Here is a 16,718-nt window from a genome sequence, read left to right on the forward strand (position 1 = left end):
CCACACGGGGCTGGCGCCTTTTCTTTGGGCTGGCCCGCACTCCACGTGGGGCTCTGCGCACGCCCCCTCGCGCGCCAGTCGCCCTGACCCGGACAGCAAAAAGGGGCAGCGCCCTTATCAGGCGCCGCCCCCTTTGTTCGATCACTCAGGCGAGGATCAGTAGCGGTAATGGTCCGGCTTGAACGGGCCTTCGACCGGCACGCCGATATACTTGGCCTGCTTCTCGTTCAGCTTCGACAGGTGCACGCCGAGCTTTTCGAGGTGCAGCGCCGCAACCTTCTCGTCCAGGTGCTTGGGCAGAACGTACACTTCGTTCTTGTAGTTCTCGCCCTTGGTGAACAGCTCGATCTGCGCCAGCGTCTGGTTGGTGAAGCTTGCCGACATCACAAAGCTCGGGTGGCCGGTGGCGCAGCCCAGGTTCACCAGGCGACCCTTCGCCAGGATGATGATCTGCTTGCCGTCCGGGAACTCGACCAGGTCGGTGCCGGGCTTCACTTCGGTCCACTTGTAGTTCGACAATGCCGCGATCTGGATCTCGCTGTCGAAGTGGCCGATGTTGCAGACGATCGACATGGGCTTCATCGCCTTCATGTGATCGGCGGTGATGACGTCGGCGTTGCCGGTGGCGGTGACGAAAATGTCGGAGCGCTTCACCGCCTCGTCCATCGTCACGACCTCATAGCCTTCCATCGCCGCCTGCAGTGCGCAGATCGGGTCGATCTCGGTGACCAGCACGCGCGCGCCGCCGTTGCGCAGCGATGCGGCCGAACCCTTGCCCACGTCGCCAAAGCCGGCAACGGTGGCAACCTTGCCGGCGAGCATGACGTCCGTCGCGCGACGGATCGCGTCGACCAGCGACTCCTTGCAGCCGTACAGATTGTCGAACTTCGACTTGGTCACGCTGTCGTTGACGTTGATCGCCGGGAACGGCAGCTCGCCCTTCTTTGCGATCTCGTACAGGCGGTGCACGCCCGTGGTCGTCTCTTCCGACACGCCCTTCAGGTTCTTGACCGTCTGCGTCAGATAGCCGGGCTTCTTGGCGATGAACGCCTTCAGCGCGCGCTGGAACTCGACTTCTTCCTCGTTCTCCGGCTCGCCAAAGCTCTGGCCGGCTTCCAGCTTCGCGCCCCACAGCGCAAACATGGTTGCGTCGCCGCCGTCATCGAGGATGATGTTGGCGGTCTGGCCGTCGCCGTTCGTATCCCATGAGAAGATGTCACCGACATAGTCCCAGTAATCGGCCAGGCTCTCGCCCTTGATCGCGAATACCGGCACGCCCGTCGCGGCGATCGCGGCGGCGGCATGGTCCTGGGTCGAGAAGATGTTGCAGGTCGCCCAACGCACGTCGGCGCCAAGCGCGGTCAGCGTCTCGATCAGCACGGCCGTCTGGATGGTCATGTGCAGCGAGCCGGTGATGCGCGCGCCCTTCAGCGGCTGCGACGCGCCGAACTCTTCGCGCAGGGCCATCAGGCCGGGCATTTCGGTTTCGGCGATGCGGATCTCGGCGCGGCCGAAATCGGCCAGGCCGATGTCAGCGATGGCGTAGTCTTGCTGGGTGTTGGGTGCGAGTGCGGTAGCCACTGGCAAACTCCTGAATGGAATTGATCGGCGGGCGGCGCGCCCGTGCCGGATGGCGCGCGCCATAGCCGCTCCGCGCCGTCCGGGCAAATATAAAGATTTCTTTATATGACGAACAATGGCGCCCTCGCGCCGTTCCGTCCGGGAGCTCAGGCGTTGCCGGACCCGGTCACCAGCAGGCGCGGATCGACGCCCGCCGCGCTGAAGCCTCGAGTCCAGCGCTCGGCGGCCGGCGTCTCGAACAACAGCTTCTGGTCACACGCGACATTCAGCCAGCCCGGCCGCACCAGCTCGCCCTCCAGCTGCCCCTCGCCCCACCCGGCATAGCCGAGCGCCACCGTCCAGCGGCTCGGCCCGGTTCCCGACGCAATCGCGCGCAGAACGTCAACGGTGGTCGACAGCGACCAGCATCCCGCCACGTCCACCGTGTCGCCGCCGTCCCAATCGGAACTGTGGATCACGAAACCCCGGCGCGGCTCGCACGGTCCCCCGAAGTGCACGGGTGCATTCGGCGCCGCCCCGTGTTCGATGCTGAAGCTGTCGAGCAGATCGTGAAAACCTAGCCCGTCCACCGTCGCGCCGAGGCCGATCCCCAGCGCACCATGTTCGTCGTGCGAACACATGGCGATCACCGCATGCTCAAAGCGCGGGTCGCCCATGCCCGGCATGGCGAGAAGAAATTGCCCGGTCAGAAAAGAAGGCGCGTCCATGACAACAACATAGGAGGGCGCGGCGCCTCTCGCCACGCTTGAAATCAACTTGGCCGCGCGGCACATGCCGGCGGCTCGGGTTTTCCCCGGACGATCTCAGGAGTTACAGGCATGACCATCAGCGTCGGCGACCGCTTGCCCCAGACCACGCTCGTCAAGGTGACGGATGCTGGCCCCGACCAGGTGAATACCTCCGATTACTTCGCCGGGAAGACGGTTGCGCTGTTCGCCGTCCCGGGTGCTTACACGCCGACCTGCTCTGCGCGGCATCTGCCGGGCTTCGTCGAAAAGGCCGACGCGCTGTACGCAAAGGGCGTGGACGAGATCGCCTGCACCGCCATCAACGACGCCTTTGTCCTGGGTGCCTGGGCACAGGCGAACGGGGCGACCGCGGTTACCATGCTCGCCGATGGCAACGGCGACTTCGCCAGCGCTCTCGGGCTGACCATGGACGGGTCGAAATTTGGCATGGGCACACGCAGCCAGCGCTACGTCATGCTGGTCGAGGATGGCGTCGTGCAGCAGCTCCACGTTGAACAGCCCGGTGAGTTCAAGGTAAGCTCGGCCGACTATCTGCTGGAACACATCTGAGCCTTTTCTTCTCGCCCCAGGCCAGCCCAGGGGCGAGAAAATCGGCATTTGGGCCGACAAACACGCGGCTTGCTCGGGCGTCGGATCGGGCTAAACACTGCCCGATGACACGCGCTGCCCAGATCGTCTCCGAACTCGACCGCCTCTATTGTGCTTCCGTGGAGCGGCTGCAAAGCGCCCTGACAGCGTATGTGACCGAAGGGCGCCGACCCGATCCGCAGGCGCGCCACGACGGCAGCTTCGCCTACCCTGAAATTGCGCTGACCTATCGCGGCGGTGCCGAAGACCGCCCGGTTCCCCCGCGCTCCTTTGGCCGGCTCAGCACACCCGGTACCTACCGCATTTCGGTGACCAAGCCGGGCCTGTTCGCGGATTACCTGACCGAACAGCTGACCCTGCTGATTGAGGATTATGACGTAGAGGTTCAGGCGGTCCCCGGGCGTCAGGAGATCCCCTTCCCCTACGTCCTCGATCCGGGCCACGCACTCAGCCTCGATGCGGTCTCCGCGGCAGAGCTCGCCCGCTTTTTTCCGGCGACCGAACTCGCCCATATCGGCGATGAGATCGCCGATGGCCGCTGGCAGTCACCCGACCCGTCACGCCCACTGGCCCTGTTCGATGCCCTGCGGACGGATTTCAGCCTGGCGCGGCTGCGTCACTACACCGGCACGCCTGCCGAGCACACGCAGCGGTTCGTGCTGTTCACTAACTACCATCGCTACGTCGACGAGTTTGTTCGCTGGGCCGTCGGGCAGCTAGGCGAGGGTAGCCGTTTCACCGCCGTCTCGGGTGCTGGCGGCGTTCTGATGCACGCCGGCGACGATCCCGACCGCGTCGTCACCGACAGCGCGTGGCGGCGGCACCAGATGCCAGCCTATCATCTGATGGCGCCCGACCGGACGGGCATCACGCTGGTGAACATCGGCGTCGGCCCGTCGAATGCGAAGACGATCTGCGACCATCTCGCCGTGATCCGGCCAGAGGCGTGGTTGATGATCGGCCACTGCGGCGGTCTTCGCCCCTCGCAGCGGATCGGCGACTATGTTCTCGCGCATGCGTACCTGCGCGACGATCACGTCCTCGACGACGTGCTGCCGCCCGAAATCCCGGTGCCGGCCATCGCCGAAGTACAGGTAGCGATGGCTCGCGCCGCAGAGATCGTGTCCGGCCAGTCCGGCGAGGAGCTGAAGCGCCGCCTGCGCACGGGCACCATTGTCACCACCGACGACCGCAACTGGGAACTGCGCTATTCGCAATCGGCGCTGCGGTTTTCGCTCAGCCGCGCGGTGGGCATCGACATGGAGTCCGCCACGATCGCCGCGCAGGGTTATCGCTTCCGCGTCCCCTACGGCACCTTATTGTGCGTGTCGGACAAGCCCCTGCATGGCGAGTTGAAGCTCCCCGGCCAGGCTAACCGCTTCTACGAACGCGCGATCAGCGAACACATGCGGATCGGCATCGAAGCGTGCGAACAGCTTCGGCGAGAGGGCGCGACGCTGCACTCGCGAAAGCTGCGCGCGTTCGATGAGCCCCCCTTCCGCTGATTGGGAGCCGATCCGGCACAAGCGCGTTACGCAAGCGAATCAATTCGCCAGGGAGCACGACATGGCCGACAACTCAGACACGCCCGAAACCCCGGCCGCCGAAGCTCCGAAGCCGGCACCGCGCCGCCGGGGCCCTCGCAAGGCCACTGCCGGTGCCGACGCTCCCGCGCCCAAGCGCGCCACCACCCGTCGCACGCCCGTCAAGCGCGTGCCCAAGGATGAAGGCATCGTCGCAACAGTAGAGGACGGCGCCGCAACGGCCGCGAAGTCGGTGCGCGCCGCAGCGTCCCGCACGGCGACTAAGGCAGGCGACACGGTCACCGGCACCGCTCGCAAGGCGGCCACGGCGGTCGCCGCAGTGAAGCCGCGTTCTTCAAAGCGGGCCACTCCGCGCTCCACGGCCAAGGGCAAGAAGGCAGCGCAAAAGTCGACGCTCGCCAAGGCGACGGACAAGGTCGGCGGCACTTGGGGCGCAGCGGCCATTGCCGGCGGCCTCGCCGTAGCGGGCGCAACGGCAGCAGCGCTGCTGTCCCTCCGGTCGAGCAGCGCCAAGGGTGACGCGAGCACGCCGCCCAAGGCCAACGCCGGCGCGCACCAGCCGGACGGTACGGACTCGTCCAAGTCGTTCGAAGCTGGCATCGCTGATGAGAACACCGTCCCCAACGCCTGAATTCAGGCTCGGCCCTTTGTGGCCCTGACCGATCAGGGGCAGCGTCGGTCAACGTCGCGCTGCCCCTGATCCAGTCTAATGCGCCGGCTTACCGCTTACGCCAAGTCCGACGCCTTCCGCCTTGTCCCGATCCGATCGCGGCCAGAACACCCCCGCCCCGGCACTAAGCCGAGGTGCAGGGCGTCCTACGCCACCATCGCGGAAGCAACGCTCCCGCCGTGTTCACCAGCCGGTCGGCTTGCCCTTGTTCTGCTGGTCCAGCCACTTCTTCAGCGGCGCGAAATACGCGACAAGCGCGCGGCCCGACATCTCGCGGCTGCCCGTGAACACCTGCAGTGCGTCCGGCCAGGGCTTCGACTGACCCATCTCCAGCATTGCGTTCAGCTTCTGCCCGACCGCCTTGTTGCCGTAGAAGGAACAACGGTGCAGCGGCCCCTTCCAGCCCGCCTGACGGCACGCCGCCTCATAGAACTGGAACTGCAGCACCCGCGCCAGGAAATAACGCATGTACGGTGTGCCCCCTGGGATGTGGTACTTGGCGCCTGCATCGAAGCGCGTTTCGTCGCGCGCGACCGGGGGCTTGATCCCCTGGTACTTCAGCCGCAGCGCATCCCAGCCGGCCTGATAGCCGCCCGGCTTGATCTCGCCCGACGACACGCCCCAGCGCCATTTGTCGACCAGAAGGCCGAACGGCAGGAACGCCACCTTGTCCATCGCCTGGCGCAGCAGCAGGCCGATGTCCTTGTCTGACCCGGGCACTGCCGAACGGTCGAGCAACCCGATCTGCACCAGGTATTCAGGCGTGATCGACAGCGCGATTGTGTCGCCGATAGCTTCGTGGAAGCCGTCATTCGCGCCGTTCTTGTACAGGAACGGCTGCGCCTTGTAGGCGCGCTGGTAGTAATTGTGGCCAAGCTCGTGGTGGATGGTGACGAAATCGTCGGCATTCACCTTGGTGCACATCTTGATGCGAATGTCGTCCTGGCTGTCGATGTCCCAGGCCGACGCGTGGCAGATGACCTCGCGGTCTGCAGGCTTCACGATCTGCGAACGCTGCCAGAACGTCTCGGGCAGCGGCGCAAAGCCCAGCGAGGAATAGAAGCCCTCCCCCTGCCGGACCATCTTGGTCGGGTCATAACCCTTGGCCTTCAGCAGCTCGCCCGTGTCATAACCGATCGAGCCCGAGCCCGCCGGCGCGACGACGTCATAGATGTTGCCCCATTCCTGGGCCCACATATTGCCGAGCAGGTCGGAACGGATCGGCCCCGTCTTGGCCTGCACCGCATCGCCATATTTCTCGTTCAGCTTCCAGCGGACATACGTGTGGAGCGACTTGTACAGCGGCTCGACTTCCGTCCAGATCTTGTCGGTCAGCGCCTCGAACTGCTCCGGGCTCATGTCATAGCCCGACCGCCACATCGCGCCCAGGTCCGCATAGCCCAGCTGCTTGGCGCCTTCATTCTCCAGCGCCATCGCCTTCTGGTAATCGCCCCGCATCGGTGCGCCGACATTGTCGTTCCAGCTGGTCCACATCTCCTGCAGCTTGGCGGGGTCGCGCACCTCGCCCATTGCCGCCTCGATGTCCGATCCGTTGATTGCCTTGCCCTCCAGCGTTCCCTTGCCCTTGCCGTAGGTGGACGACATGCGCGTGCTCAGCGTCGCCAGCTCGTCCGCAGCACCCGCCCGGGTCGGCGCGGGGTTGGTGATGCCGCCGCGCAGCAGGTCCAGCTTGCGCTTGGTATCGCCCGACAGGCCGGACACGGACTGGAACTTGGCCGCCTCCAGCGCCTGTTCCACCTGCATGGTCGTGATCTTCGCATTCGCCGCCGCGGCGAGCGCGTCCGTATCGTCGGTGATAAAGGTGGCGTTGACCCACGCGATGCGGCTCGCGTCCAGCGAAGCCTTTGCCTGCTCAGCCTCCGCCTTTGCGACAAAGGCATCGGCCTGGGCGGGGGTTGCTGCGGGCGCGGAAGCGGTCGTCTGCCCGGCGGCAGGCAAAGCGGCAATCGCGCCGGCCAGCGCTGCCAGGGAAATGGCGGAACGGATCATCGATGGTCCTTGATAAGCGAATACAGCGGGTTGTGCCGAACAGGTGGGGCGGCGGTCAAGCGGCCAGGAATTCGGCAATGGCGCGGCCCAGCTCCGGCTTGGTGACCGCGCTCATATGGTTGCCGGGCACCTCGAGATATTGGCCGCGCAACGCCTCGGCCAGCTCGCGCGCCGAACCATTGTCGTCGTCATCGACGCCGCACGCGACCAGGACTGGCCGGTCGATCGCCGTCAACGCGTCCCGCGGCGTGTCCACGAACGTGTCCAGCACCCGCAGCAACGCCTGTGGATCGCCCTGCGTGGTCTTGAGGAAAGCCTCCGTCAGCCATTCCGGCGTGCCCCGCTCGAACGAGCCTAGGTTGGTCAGCACGCGCCGGAAATACTCGCCTCGCCCGGTGGTGGACACGATGCCGGTCAGTCCCATACCCGTCAGCACGACCCGGCGCGGCGCCGCACCGTTCGCCAGCATCCGCACCGTCGTCCGCGCGCCCAGCGAATAGCCGCCCAGGTCATAGTCGGTCAGGCCCAGATGCTCGACCAGCGCCAGCCCGTCCCGCATAAGGGCATCGGGCGGATAGCTCGCCGCGTCATGCGGCCGGTCGCTAAAGCCGTGCCCGCGCAGGTCCGGCATGATGACCCGAAAACCGCGCGCGGCGACGGCGGCGGCATGGCCGTACTTGATCCAGTTCACTTCGGTGGTGGAGAAATATCCGTGGATCAGGACGACCGGACGCCCCTCCCCAATCTCGCGCCATGCCAGGCGCACGCCGTCGAAGCTGTTGAAGAACTGCGGTTCAGTCGGGAAGGTGGCCAATTGCTTTGATCCAGCGATCGCGGGTGGAGGGGTTCTCCTCGCTCCGTATGCCGGGCAGGTCACGCGTGTCGAGCCACGCCTCGTGCCGGCTCTCGATCGCGAAATGATGCGTCGGGCGAAATGGCGCCGGGTCATCGAAACTGCCGACCGTCAGGTCCAGGCCCTTCGCCTCATCGTCCGAAAACTCGAACGTCAGCGGCGTCCCGCAAGCCGAGCAGAACCCGCGATGCGCGATCGGAGACGATCGATAACGATCGGGCTCTTGCGTAGTCCAGGTGACCCGGTCGCGATCGACGCCGACGAACGCAATGGACACGCCGCCCGTCGCGCGCTGGCACATTCGGCAATGGCACAGATACGCGTCGTCCGTTTCCAGCTCCGCTTCGTACCGCACCCGCCCACACTGGCAGCCGCCCATCGCCAACCTCGCCATGGTCGCTCTCCTGTTTGCTCCAGTTAACGCGCTTGCACGCTTGATTGCAAAACCGGTATGGGACAGCTCTTCCAACACATAAGCATGCTTACTATATCGGCCGTGTGCAGGGGTACGACATCGGCTTTCTTCTCAGCGACGTGTCGCGCCTGATGCGGCGTGAGTTCGACGCGCGAGCGCGCGCGATCGGCATCACCCGCGCCCAGTGGAAGGCGCTCACCGCGCTGAAGCGGCATGAGGGCATTAACCAGGGCGGGCTTGCCGACCTGCTGGAGGTTGAGCCCATCACCCTGTGCCGCATGATCGACCGGTTGGAAGAAGCTGGCCATGTCGAACGTCGCCGCGATCCCGCCGATCGCCGCGCGTGGAAGATCTTCCTGACCGACAGATCGCGCCCGCTGATCGACCAGCTTCGCGCGCTTGCCGACGACGTGATCGGCGACGCGCTCTCGGTTCTCACTCCGGCGGAACAGGCGGCGATGGTCGACGCTCTCTCCCGCATCCGCACCAATCTCCATTCTTCGGACCTGAAGGACACGGCCCATGGCTGACGCAGATCCCCAGCGCGACCTGCGCCATTCCGCCGAGCCGGTCGGCGATCCAATCGCGGCAGAGGCAGCACCCGCCGCCGCAACGCCCGTAATCGACGCGGCCCCGGCCGAACCGGCACACAAGCGTCGTTGGCTGCGCCCTCTCCTCCTCGTCAGCGTGCCGATCGCCATCGCGGGTGGCGGCGGCTATCTTTGGCTGACGGGGGGCCAGTTCGTCTCCACCGACAATGCTTATGTCCAGCAGGACAAGGTTTCGGTGTCGTCCGACGTTGCCGGCCGCGTTGTCCAGGTCGCCGTCCGGGAGAACCAGCCGGTCCACGCCGGTGACCTTCTGTTCCGCATCGACCCTGAACCCTACCGGATCGCCGTCAGCCAGGCGAACGCGGCCATCGCGAGCGCGCAGGTCGCGTTGACCTCGCTGCGCGCGGATTTCGCGGGCACTGGCGCGGACATCCAGGCCGCGCGCGACGCCATCGTCAACGCCCAGCAGGACTATCAGCGCCAGTCGGAACTGATGCGCCAGGGCTTCACCACCCGCGCACGGTTGGAGCAGTCGCAGCACGCGCTTGAACAAGCCCGCGCGCAGCTCGCCAACGCGACGTCCAACGCGGCCGAGGCTCGCGCCAAGCTCGCCACCGGATCGGCCGTGCCCGGCGCCAACCCCGCCATCGCCGCCGCCCAGGTCCAGCGTGATCGCGCCAGCCTGGATCTCGGCCGCACCGCGGTCCGTGCGCCGGTGAACGGCACCATCAGCCAGTCCGACCGGCTACAGGTCGGCGCCATGATGGTGACCGGCCTGCCCGCGGTCAGCATCGTCGCCAATGGCCGTTCCTGGGTGGAGGCGAACTTCAAGGAAACCGACCTCAACCACATGCGCGTCGGCCAGCCGGCGGAGGTCAGCTTCGATGCCTATCCCGGCCTGAAGCTTCGTGGCCATGTCCAGTCGATCGGCGCTGGCACGGGCAGCGAGTTCTCCGTCCTTCCCGCGCAGAATGCGACCGGCAACTGGGTCAAGGTGACCCAGCGCGTCCCCGTTCGCGTCGCGATCGACGAAAAGAGCCCGCGCCAGCTGATTGCCGGCCAGTCCGCCGACGTACGGGTCGACGTGCGCTCGGCCCGCTGATGGCCAGCGCCGCCCTGCCTGCCGGCGCGTCCGCGACCACGCCTCCGCCTGCCCCGGTGGAGGACCAGCCTGCGCTCCACACCAGCAACCGCCCGCTGCTGACCATTGGCGTCATGGCGGCGACGGTCATGCAGATCCTCGATTCCACCATCGCCAACGTCGCGCTGCCGCACATGCAGGCGGCGCTCAGCGCGACGGCCGACACGATCACCTGGGTCCTGACCAGCTACATCGTCGCTTCCGCCGTCGCGATCCCGCTGACCGGCTGGCTGTCCGATCGGCTCGGCAGCCGGCGTCTGTTCCTGTGGTCCGTTGTCGGCTTCGTGCTGTCCTCAATGGCGTGCGGGCTTGCGACCAACCTGCCCTCCATGGTCGCCTTTCGCTTGCTTCAGGGCGTGGCCGCGGCGTTCATGAACCCGCTCAGCCAGACCGTGATGATGGACATCAACCCCAAATCGAAACAGGCCAGCGCCATGTCGATCTGGGGCATGGGTGTCATGGTCGGCCCGATCCTGGGCCCGGTGATCGGCGGCTGGCTGACCGACAATTACGACTGGCGCTGGTGCTTCTTCGTCAACGTGCCGGTCGGCATCGCCTGTTATGCGATCCTGTGGGCGCTGCTCCCCTCGCGCCAGGTGATCCGTCGCCGCTTCGACCTGTTCGGCTTCGCAACGCTCGCCGTCGCGATCAGCGTGTTCCAGCTGATGCTCGACCGCGGCCAGACGGAGGACTGGTTCTCAAGCTGGGAAGTGCGGATCGAGGCGATGATCGCCGCCGCCGCAGCGTGGATGTTCATTGTCCACCTGTTCACCGCCAAGGAACCGATGTTCGAACGCTCCTTGTTCAAGGATCGCAACCTGATGACCGGCGTCAGCTTCATGCTGGTCATCGGCGTGTTGATGACCGCAACGCTCGCGCTGCTGCCGCCGATGTTGCAGAACCTGTATGGCTATCCCGTGCTCACCACCGGCATCCTGATGATGCCGCGCGGCGTCGGGATCGTGGTCAGCATGGCCTTTGCCGGCCGCCTGATGGCCAAGGGCGTGGACCCGCGCATCCTGGTCATGTCGGGTCTCAGCATCGCCGCCTGGTCTCTTTATGAAATGACCGGCTGGACGCTTGGCATGGATAGCTGGCCCTTTATCTGGACCGGCGTTGTCCAGGGCATCGGCCTTGGCCTGATCTTCATCCCGCTCAATATCATGGCGTTCGGGACGCTATCGCCGTCAAAGCGGACGGAGGGCACGTCGCTGATGAACCTGTCGCGAAACATCGGCGGTTCGGTCGGCATCTCCGTGGTGACGGTGCTGCTCGCCCGCAACCTTCAGACGAACCATGAGGTGCTGGGCGCTCACATCCCCGCGGCGGGCCTCACCACCGCCGACCCGATCGTCGCGTCCCTGACCGGCTCCACCAGTTCCAGCGTGCTCGCCATGGCCGATGCGATCGTCAACCAGCAGGCGGCGATGATCGCCTATATCGACAACTTCAAGCTGATGATGATCCTGACCGCCGGTGCCCTGCCGCTCGGCCTGTTGCTCAAGCGGCCAAAGGGCCCGGTAAAGGCGAGCGCCGACGCCATGGGCCACTGAACCGCCCCGGCCCCGCGCCTGTCACCTCTAACGAACAGGTGATCGGCGCGGGGTTGGGCATGCGGCTCAATCCTCGTCGTCGTCCTCAGCCTCGATCGCGACGTTGGACTCGCCCGCCAGCACCGCCTCGTTGCCACGCCGCAGGTGGCGCCGGCCGAGCAGTTCCGCGATCTGCACCGCGTTCAACGCCGCACCCTTGCGCAGATTGTCCGACACGCACCACAGCGACAGCCCGTTCTCGACCGTCGGGTCCTCGCGTACGCGGCTGACATAAGTCGCGTCGTCGCCCGCGGCCTCGATCGGGGTGATGTAGCCGCCATCCTCCTGCTTATCGATCAGCATCACGCCCGGCGCCTCGCGCAGGATGCGGCGCGCGTCTTCGGCACTGATCTCGTCCGCGAACTCCAGGTTGATCGCCTCGGAATGACCGACGAACACGGGCACGCGGACGCAGGTCGCGGTGATCTTGATCTTGGGGTCGAGGATCTTCTTGGTTTCGACCACCATCTTCCATTCTTCCTTGGTCGAACCGTCGTCCAGAAAGCTGTCGATGTGCGGGATCACGTTGAAGGCGATCTGCTTGGTGAATTTGTGAGGCGTCGCGGGATCGCCGACAAAGATGTTGCGGCTCTGCTCGAACAGCTCGTCCATGCCACTCTTGCCCGCGCCCGACACCGACTGATACGTCGCCACCACCACGCGCTTGATCGTCGCGGCATCGTGCAACGGCTTCAGCGCGACCACCATCTGCGCCGTTGAGCAGTTCGGGTTGGCGATGATGTTCTTGGCCGTATAGCCGTCGATCGCCTCCGCGTTCACTTCCGGCACGACCAGCGGCACGTCCGGGTCCATGCGATACAGGGAGGAATTGTCGATCACAGTGCAGCCCGCCGCCGCGAACTTCGGCGCATAGACCCGCGTCGCCTCGGATCCGATCGCGAATAGCGCCATGTCCCACCCGGTCGGGTCGAAATGCTCGATATTCTGCACCTTGAGCATGCGACCGGTGTCGCCATACTCGATCTGGTCGCCCTGGCTGCGGCTCGACGCCAGCACCGCGATCTCATCAGCCGGAAACTGACGCTCGGCGAGGATGTTGACCATCTCGCGCCCGACATTCCCCGTCGCGCCCGCGACCACCACCCGATAACCCATTTCGCCCTCCGTCGTCGGCACGGGTCTAAAGGGCATTGCGCCTCCCAGGGCAACGCCTTTGTCATGGAGTGAGTCATAGGTTGGCTATCCCGCACAGGCGAAAGGGCAGCAGCTGCCCATTTACGCCCGCACCCCCCTCCTCCAAGAACATGGCGTCTCGTCGGGGACGCCGGTCGACGGAGCAGGCATGGTCAGCAGAATAACCGCGGGTGTGACCGCCTTCGCGTCGTCCATGAGCGTCGCAGTGCCGGCTCAAATCCCACCGCCGCCGCTTTCCGTGACGATCCCTCACATTCCTTCAGGGGTTAGCGTAGCGAACGACAGGTCGAATGCAGCACCATTGCTCGTCAAGTCACTCGATCCTGCGGTGGCGCTACTCGGCCTCAACCCCTGCCGATATTCGAGATCATATGCCAATGGAGAGCCAAGTGGCGCTGTCACCATGGTCGGCAATCCAGAAATCGACTGCGCTACATGGAAGGTCAGCAAAGCACCCGATGTCACCGTGTTTTCGGGCTCGGTCACGATAGCGGGTTCCAGGCTACCGATCGTCGCCTTCTATGACGGCCGGGACCTCGCTCCTTCCACTCCGAGGCGGATCGTCATCGACGTCATCGGCGGCCCCGGCTCGGACATTTCGCCTGGCCTGAACGATGACCTGCCGCTCTTTCTGGTGGAGAGGGGCGTGTTCGTCGTGAGGCTCGGCTACACAGGCACCCGCCATGGGTCGAGTTTTCCGCGTCCCGATCTCGACAACGCCTCCTTCCAAGTCGGGTCTTACGCAACCAGGCTGCGTCAACTCCATCCGCGGGGCAAGATCGTCCTTCTCGGTGAAAGCCTGGGAGGGCTAATCAGCGCCAAGGCTGCCGGCGATCTCCCCGCTGCCCCCGTGATCGACGGGCTGGCGATGGTAATGCCCTTGGTGTTCAGCGCCAATGAGGCGGTCGGGAACTTCAACCACCTGTTCTCCGCGCGCCACGAACAGGTGCCCGCCAGTCCGCGAATCCGGTTGCTCGAAAGCCCTCATGACCTTTGGTCGGACGGCAGATTGGCGACTGTCCCGGGCCTTGATCTCCTCCGGGGCTTCTTTCCTGAAACCGCCCGGCGGCGGAACCTGGAAAGCTATCTCGCTCGGACAAGGGGGCTCAAGAAGATGCTGGCCTTTGGAGAGAATGATGACCGAACCGGGAATGCGGGTATTGCCTCGATTGCTCGCGACATACCCGACCTCGACGTCGTCAAACTGGAACGGAGCGGCCACTTTTTCGACAGGCGGACCGCCCAGCAGCTTGTGGACAGGATGTGGGACCTGTTCCTGAAATAGGGCGAGGGGCTTCCGCGTCGCGGTCCTCCCTCGATCGCACCGGAGCGCACCAAGGTCGACGAGCGCTCCATCCTATTCGTGCGCGGCAAGGGGTGGACCGGCCGGGTACGAAGTCTGTTCCGGTGTCCGCCCTCACCCCCGACCCGACCAGCCTCGCTCGCGGCTCCCTGCCCTCGCCTGCTGAAGCAGCCTCTCCGGTAGCGGGTCGCGGTGCGCTGCCCCGACCCTAGGGCCGGGGAGCTGATGTCGCTGCGACCTGTACCGTCGGCTTGTCGCGCACCTCCCGGTTCAGGAAGTTCAGGATCGTGGTCCAGACATGGATGTCGCGTGCCGCGGCGTGCGTCTTGCCTGGGTAGAACATCATCTCGAACGGCCGGTTGTTCGCCTGCATCGCAGCCGCAAAGGCGGTGGAGTTGTCCAGGAACACATTGTCGTCGGCCATGCCATGCAACAACAGCAACGGGTCGCTGATCTTGGGCGCATCCAGGACCGCGTTCGCGGTGGCATAGCTCTGCGGATCGGTCTTGGGATCGCCCAGATACCGCTCCGTATAATGCGTGTCATATAGCTGCCAGTCGGTTACCGGCGCGCCCGACACGCCAGCGGCGAACACCCCCGGCGCCTTTTCCAGCATCTTCAGCGTCATGTAGCCGCCGTACGACCAGCCATAGGTCGCGACCTTGGTCGGGTCCACGAACGGCAACGTTTTCAGGTAATTGGCCCCGGCGACCTGGTCGTCGACCTCCACCGTGCCCATCGCGTGATAGACCGCGCTGTTGAACGCCACCCCGCGATTGGGCGTGCCGCGATTGTCGATCTCGAAAAAGATATAGCCCTGGTCGACCAGGAACTGCGGGAACGGGTTGGACCAGGCGCGGCTCACCGTCTGGCTGGTCGGGCCGCCATAATGCTCAAAGAACACCGGATAGCGCTTGCCCGGCTCCAGCGCTGGCGTGATCATCTTCCAGTGCAGGTCGGTGCCGTCGGCAGCCTTGATGGTGCCGAACTTCGTCTCGCGATGGCTGGACAGGTAGGGGTAATATGGGTGCCCCTCCCGGATCGCATTCTCGTTCACCCACGCGGTGCGCTTGCCGTCGGGGTCGGCCAGGAACACCTGCGACGGCTGGGTGGGGCTGGAGCGGGAGATGATCAGCCGGGTCGCCGCCCTGTCCATCCGCGCGCCATTCCAATACCCTGCCTCGGTCAGGCGTGTCAGCTTGTTCGGGCGTGCCAGGTCGACGGCATACAGGTGCTGCTCCAGCACGTCGTCCTTGTTGCCCAGGAAATAAACGCGGCCCTTTGGCTGGTCGATGCCGACCAGCCCGGTTACTTCCCACTCGCCCTGGGTCAGGGCCGTCCACTTGCCCGCCTTGAACCGGTACAGATGGCCATGCCCGGACCGCGCCGATCGCCAGATCAGGCTGCCGTCATCCATGGCCTCATAGGAATCGGTCAGGTCGACCCAGCTCTTCGCGCCCGCCTTTTCGCTGAACAGGATCGTCGCCTTGCCCGTCGCGGGATCGACACGCAGCATGTCGAGCCGCTTCTGGTCACGGCTCTGCCGCTGCACCAGCAACGCCGACCCGTCCGGCGTCCAGTCGACACGGGCAAGGTAGATGTCCGGGTTGCTGCCCAGGTCGACCTTTATCTGCCCCGACCCGTCCGGGCGCATGACATACAGCTCGACCAGCACGTTGGGCGTACCCGCCGCCGGATAGCGCTGCTCGTACGTCTTGGTGCCCGCCGCGCCGATGCTGGCGCGGGTGAAGATCTTCACGGGCGCTTCGTCGAACTTCTCGACCGCGATGTGCTTCTCGTCCGGGCTCCACCAGTAACCCGTGCGGCGATCCATTTCCTCCTGCGCGACGAACTCCGCTTCACCCCAGTGGATGGTGCCCTGCCCGCCGGTCGTCACGGCCTTGGCGTCGCCCCCGGCGATCCGCTGCACGAACAGGTTCTGGTCCCGAACAAAGCTGACAAAGCCGCCCTTGGGGCTCACCACCGGGTTCAGCTCGCCGCCGGGCGTACTGGTCAGCCGCCGCACCTGCCCGTCGAGCGAGGCGAGGTACAGGTCACCGTCCAGCGGCACCAGGATCGACTTGCCGTCCGGCGACCAGTCATATTGGACGATGCCCGTCTTGCCGGTCAGCGAACGGTCACGCTCGCGCTGCATCTTCTCGGCCTCGGACAGCTCGGCGCCGCTGCCGACGCGCTTGCTGTCGACCAGCATCCGCTCCTGCCCGGTCCGCGTGTCATACGCCCACAGGTCGTAGCGATTGCGCTCGTCGGCGCGCGGGCGGATGGAGGTCAGCAGCGTGCCGTCGGGCGACAGGGTCAGCGCTTGCGGCTGCTGCCCGGACAGGTCGGGACTGGCGAACAGCCGCTCCAGCGTCAGGTCGCCCGGCTTCGCGGCGACGGGCGCCAGCACCGCGGGGCTCGCCTGCGCCGGCTCGCTCGCGGCCGTCACCTGCGGCTCAGCGGCCAAGGCAGAGGTTCCGAGCAGGGCAAGGGCAAGCAGGGTCAATCGCATGAACTAACTCCGTCGCGACAGCCGCCGCGTGGGTAAAGGGGTTGAACCGTGAAG

14 protein-coding genes are annotated in these 16,718 nt (G+C 65.6%); 7 read left to right on the forward strand and 7 right to left on the reverse strand.

Annotated elements, in window-relative coordinates:
- Nucleotides 1-156: 156 nt before the first annotated feature.
- Both ahcY and FHS94_RS10475 read right to left on the reverse strand, forming a co-directional pair.
- Nucleotides 157-1,581 (reverse strand): adenosylhomocysteinase, encoded by a 1,425-nt coding sequence (gene ahcY / locus FHS94_RS10470; RefSeq protein ID WP_184057546.1) that lies wholly within the window; start codon nt 1,579-1,581, stop codon nt 157-159.
- A gap of 146 nt (nt 1,582-1,727) precedes the next feature.
- Nucleotides 1,728-2,288 carry a YqgE/AlgH family protein gene (locus tag FHS94_RS10475; RefSeq protein ID WP_184057548.1) on the reverse strand — a complete coding sequence of 187 codons (561 nt, stop codon included), beginning with the start codon at nt 2,286-2,288 and terminating at the stop codon, nt 1,728-1,730.
- A gap of 111 nt (nt 2,289-2,399) precedes the next feature.
- On the opposite strand from FHS94_RS10475, the gene FHS94_RS10480 reads away from it, so the two are divergent.
- The 3 genes from FHS94_RS10480 (at nt 2,400) to FHS94_RS19160 (ending at nt 5,093) form a co-directional block, all read left to right on the forward strand.
- Entirely contained in the window at nt 2,400-2,879 is a 480-nt protein-coding gene (locus FHS94_RS10480; protein WP_184057550.1) for a peroxiredoxin, read from the forward strand.
- A 104-nt stretch (nt 2,880-2,983) separates the two neighbouring features.
- Nucleotides 2,984-4,423: an AMP nucleosidase gene (locus tag FHS94_RS10485; RefSeq protein ID WP_184057552.1), complete on the forward strand. Its 1,440-nt coding sequence runs from the start codon at nt 2,984-2,986 to the stop codon at nt 4,421-4,423.
- Nucleotides 4,424-4,484: 61 nt separating this feature from the next.
- Entirely contained in the window at nt 4,485-5,093 is a 609-nt protein-coding gene (locus FHS94_RS19160; RefSeq protein ID WP_221234703.1) for a hypothetical protein, read from the forward strand.
- A gap of 222 nt (nt 5,094-5,315) precedes the next feature.
- On the opposite strand, the gene FHS94_RS10495 is transcribed toward FHS94_RS19160, so the two are convergent.
- Genes FHS94_RS10495 through FHS94_RS10505 form a run of 3 tightly spaced genes read right to left on the reverse strand, consistent with a single transcriptional unit; the run spans nt 5,316 to nt 8,389 of the window.
- Nucleotides 5,316-7,142, reverse strand: a complete 1,827-nt coding sequence (locus tag FHS94_RS10495; RefSeq protein WP_184057554.1) for a M2 family metallopeptidase — start codon at nt 7,140-7,142, stop codon at nt 5,316-5,318.
- Nucleotides 7,143-7,197: 55 nt separating this feature from the next.
- On the reverse strand, nt 7,198-7,956 hold the full coding sequence (locus tag FHS94_RS10500; RefSeq protein ID WP_184057556.1) for an alpha/beta fold hydrolase: 759 nt from the start codon (nt 7,954-7,956) through the stop codon (nt 7,198-7,200).
- A complete protein-coding gene (locus FHS94_RS10505) occupies nt 7,937-8,389 on the reverse strand; it encodes a GFA family protein (RefSeq protein ID WP_184057558.1) in 453 nt (150 codons plus the stop codon). The genes FHS94_RS10500 and FHS94_RS10505 overlap by 20 nt, the downstream gene beginning before the upstream one ends.
- 104 nt (nt 8,390-8,493) lie before the next feature.
- On the opposite strand from FHS94_RS10505, the gene FHS94_RS10510 reads away from it, so the two are divergent.
- From FHS94_RS10510 to FHS94_RS10520, 3 genes are read left to right on the forward strand one after another with little or no spacing between them, the layout of a single operon-like run.
- Entirely contained in the window at nt 8,494-8,940 is a 447-nt protein-coding gene (locus FHS94_RS10510; RefSeq protein ID WP_343055240.1) for a MarR family winged helix-turn-helix transcriptional regulator, read from the forward strand.
- Nucleotides 8,933-10,063 carry an HlyD family secretion protein gene (locus FHS94_RS10515; protein WP_184057560.1) on the forward strand — a complete coding sequence of 377 codons (1,131 nt, stop codon included), beginning with the start codon at nt 8,933-8,935 and terminating at the stop codon, nt 10,061-10,063. Before FHS94_RS10510 ends, FHS94_RS10515 begins: the two co-directional genes overlap by 8 nt.
- Nucleotides 10,063-11,655, forward strand: a complete 1,593-nt coding sequence (locus tag FHS94_RS10520) for a DHA2 family efflux MFS transporter permease subunit (protein ID WP_184057562.1) — start codon at nt 10,063-10,065, stop codon at nt 11,653-11,655. Before FHS94_RS10515 ends, FHS94_RS10520 begins: the two co-directional genes overlap by 1 nt.
- Before the next feature lie 66 nt (nt 11,656-11,721).
- Here FHS94_RS10520 and FHS94_RS10525 read toward each other — a convergent pair whose 3' ends face one another.
- Entirely contained in the window at nt 11,722-12,810 is a 1,089-nt protein-coding gene (locus tag FHS94_RS10525) for an aspartate-semialdehyde dehydrogenase (RefSeq protein WP_246348576.1), read from the reverse strand.
- Nucleotides 12,811-13,252: 442 nt separating this feature from the next.
- Here FHS94_RS10525 and FHS94_RS10530 point away from each other — a divergent pair, with 442 nt between their 5' ends.
- Nucleotides 13,253-14,134, forward strand: a complete 882-nt coding sequence (locus FHS94_RS10530; RefSeq protein ID WP_184057564.1) for an alpha/beta fold hydrolase — start codon at nt 13,253-13,255, stop codon at nt 14,132-14,134.
- A gap of 226 nt (nt 14,135-14,360) precedes the next feature.
- Here the strand turns inward: FHS94_RS10530 and FHS94_RS10535 are convergent, their stop codons facing one another.
- On the reverse strand, nt 14,361-16,664 hold the full coding sequence (locus FHS94_RS10535) for a S9 family peptidase (protein ID WP_184057566.1): 2,304 nt from the start codon (nt 16,662-16,664) through the stop codon (nt 14,361-14,363).
- Between the last annotated feature and the right edge of the window lie 54 nt (nt 16,665-16,718).

Origin of the sequence: Sphingomonas aerophila, from assembly GCF_014199305.1 — a bacterium.
Classification (GTDB): Bacteria; Pseudomonadota; Alphaproteobacteria; order Sphingomonadales; family Sphingomonadaceae; genus Sphingomonas; species Sphingomonas aerophila.

Coding starts and splice junctions, on each gene's coding strand:
- FHS94_RS10475 (WP_184057548.1), bottom strand. CDS start 2,288: ATGGACGCGCCTTCTTTTCTGACCGGGCAATTTCTTCTCGCCATGCCG.
- FHS94_RS10480 (WP_184057550.1), top strand. CDS start 2,400: ATGACCATCAGCGTCGGCGACCGCTTGCCCCAGACCACGCTCGTCAAG.
- FHS94_RS10485 (WP_184057552.1), top strand. CDS start 2,984: ATGACACGCGCTGCCCAGATCGTCTCCGAACTCGACCGCCTCTATTGT.
- FHS94_RS19160 (WP_221234703.1), top strand. CDS start 4,485: ATGGCCGACAACTCAGACACGCCCGAAACCCCGGCCGCCGAAGCTCCG.
- FHS94_RS10495 (WP_184057554.1), bottom strand. CDS start 7,142: ATGATCCGTTCCGCCATTTCCCTGGCAGCGCTGGCCGGCGCGATTGCC.
- FHS94_RS10505 (WP_184057558.1), bottom strand. CDS start 8,389: ATGGCGAGGTTGGCGATGGGCGGCTGCCAGTGTGGGCGGGTGCGGTAC.
- FHS94_RS10515 (WP_184057560.1), top strand. CDS start 8,933: ATGGCTGACGCAGATCCCCAGCGCGACCTGCGCCATTCCGCCGAGCCG.
- FHS94_RS10520 (WP_184057562.1), top strand. CDS start 10,063: ATGGCCAGCGCCGCCCTGCCTGCCGGCGCGTCCGCGACCACGCCTCCG.
- FHS94_RS10525 (WP_246348576.1), bottom strand. CDS start 12,810: ATGGGTTATCGGGTGGTGGTCGCGGGCGCGACGGGGAATGTCGGGCGC.
- FHS94_RS10530 (WP_184057564.1), top strand. CDS start 13,253: ATGGTCGGCAATCCAGAAATCGACTGCGCTACATGGAAGGTCAGCAAA.
- FHS94_RS10535 (WP_184057566.1), bottom strand. CDS start 16,664: ATGCGATTGACCCTGCTTGCCCTTGCCCTGCTCGGAACCTCTGCCTTG.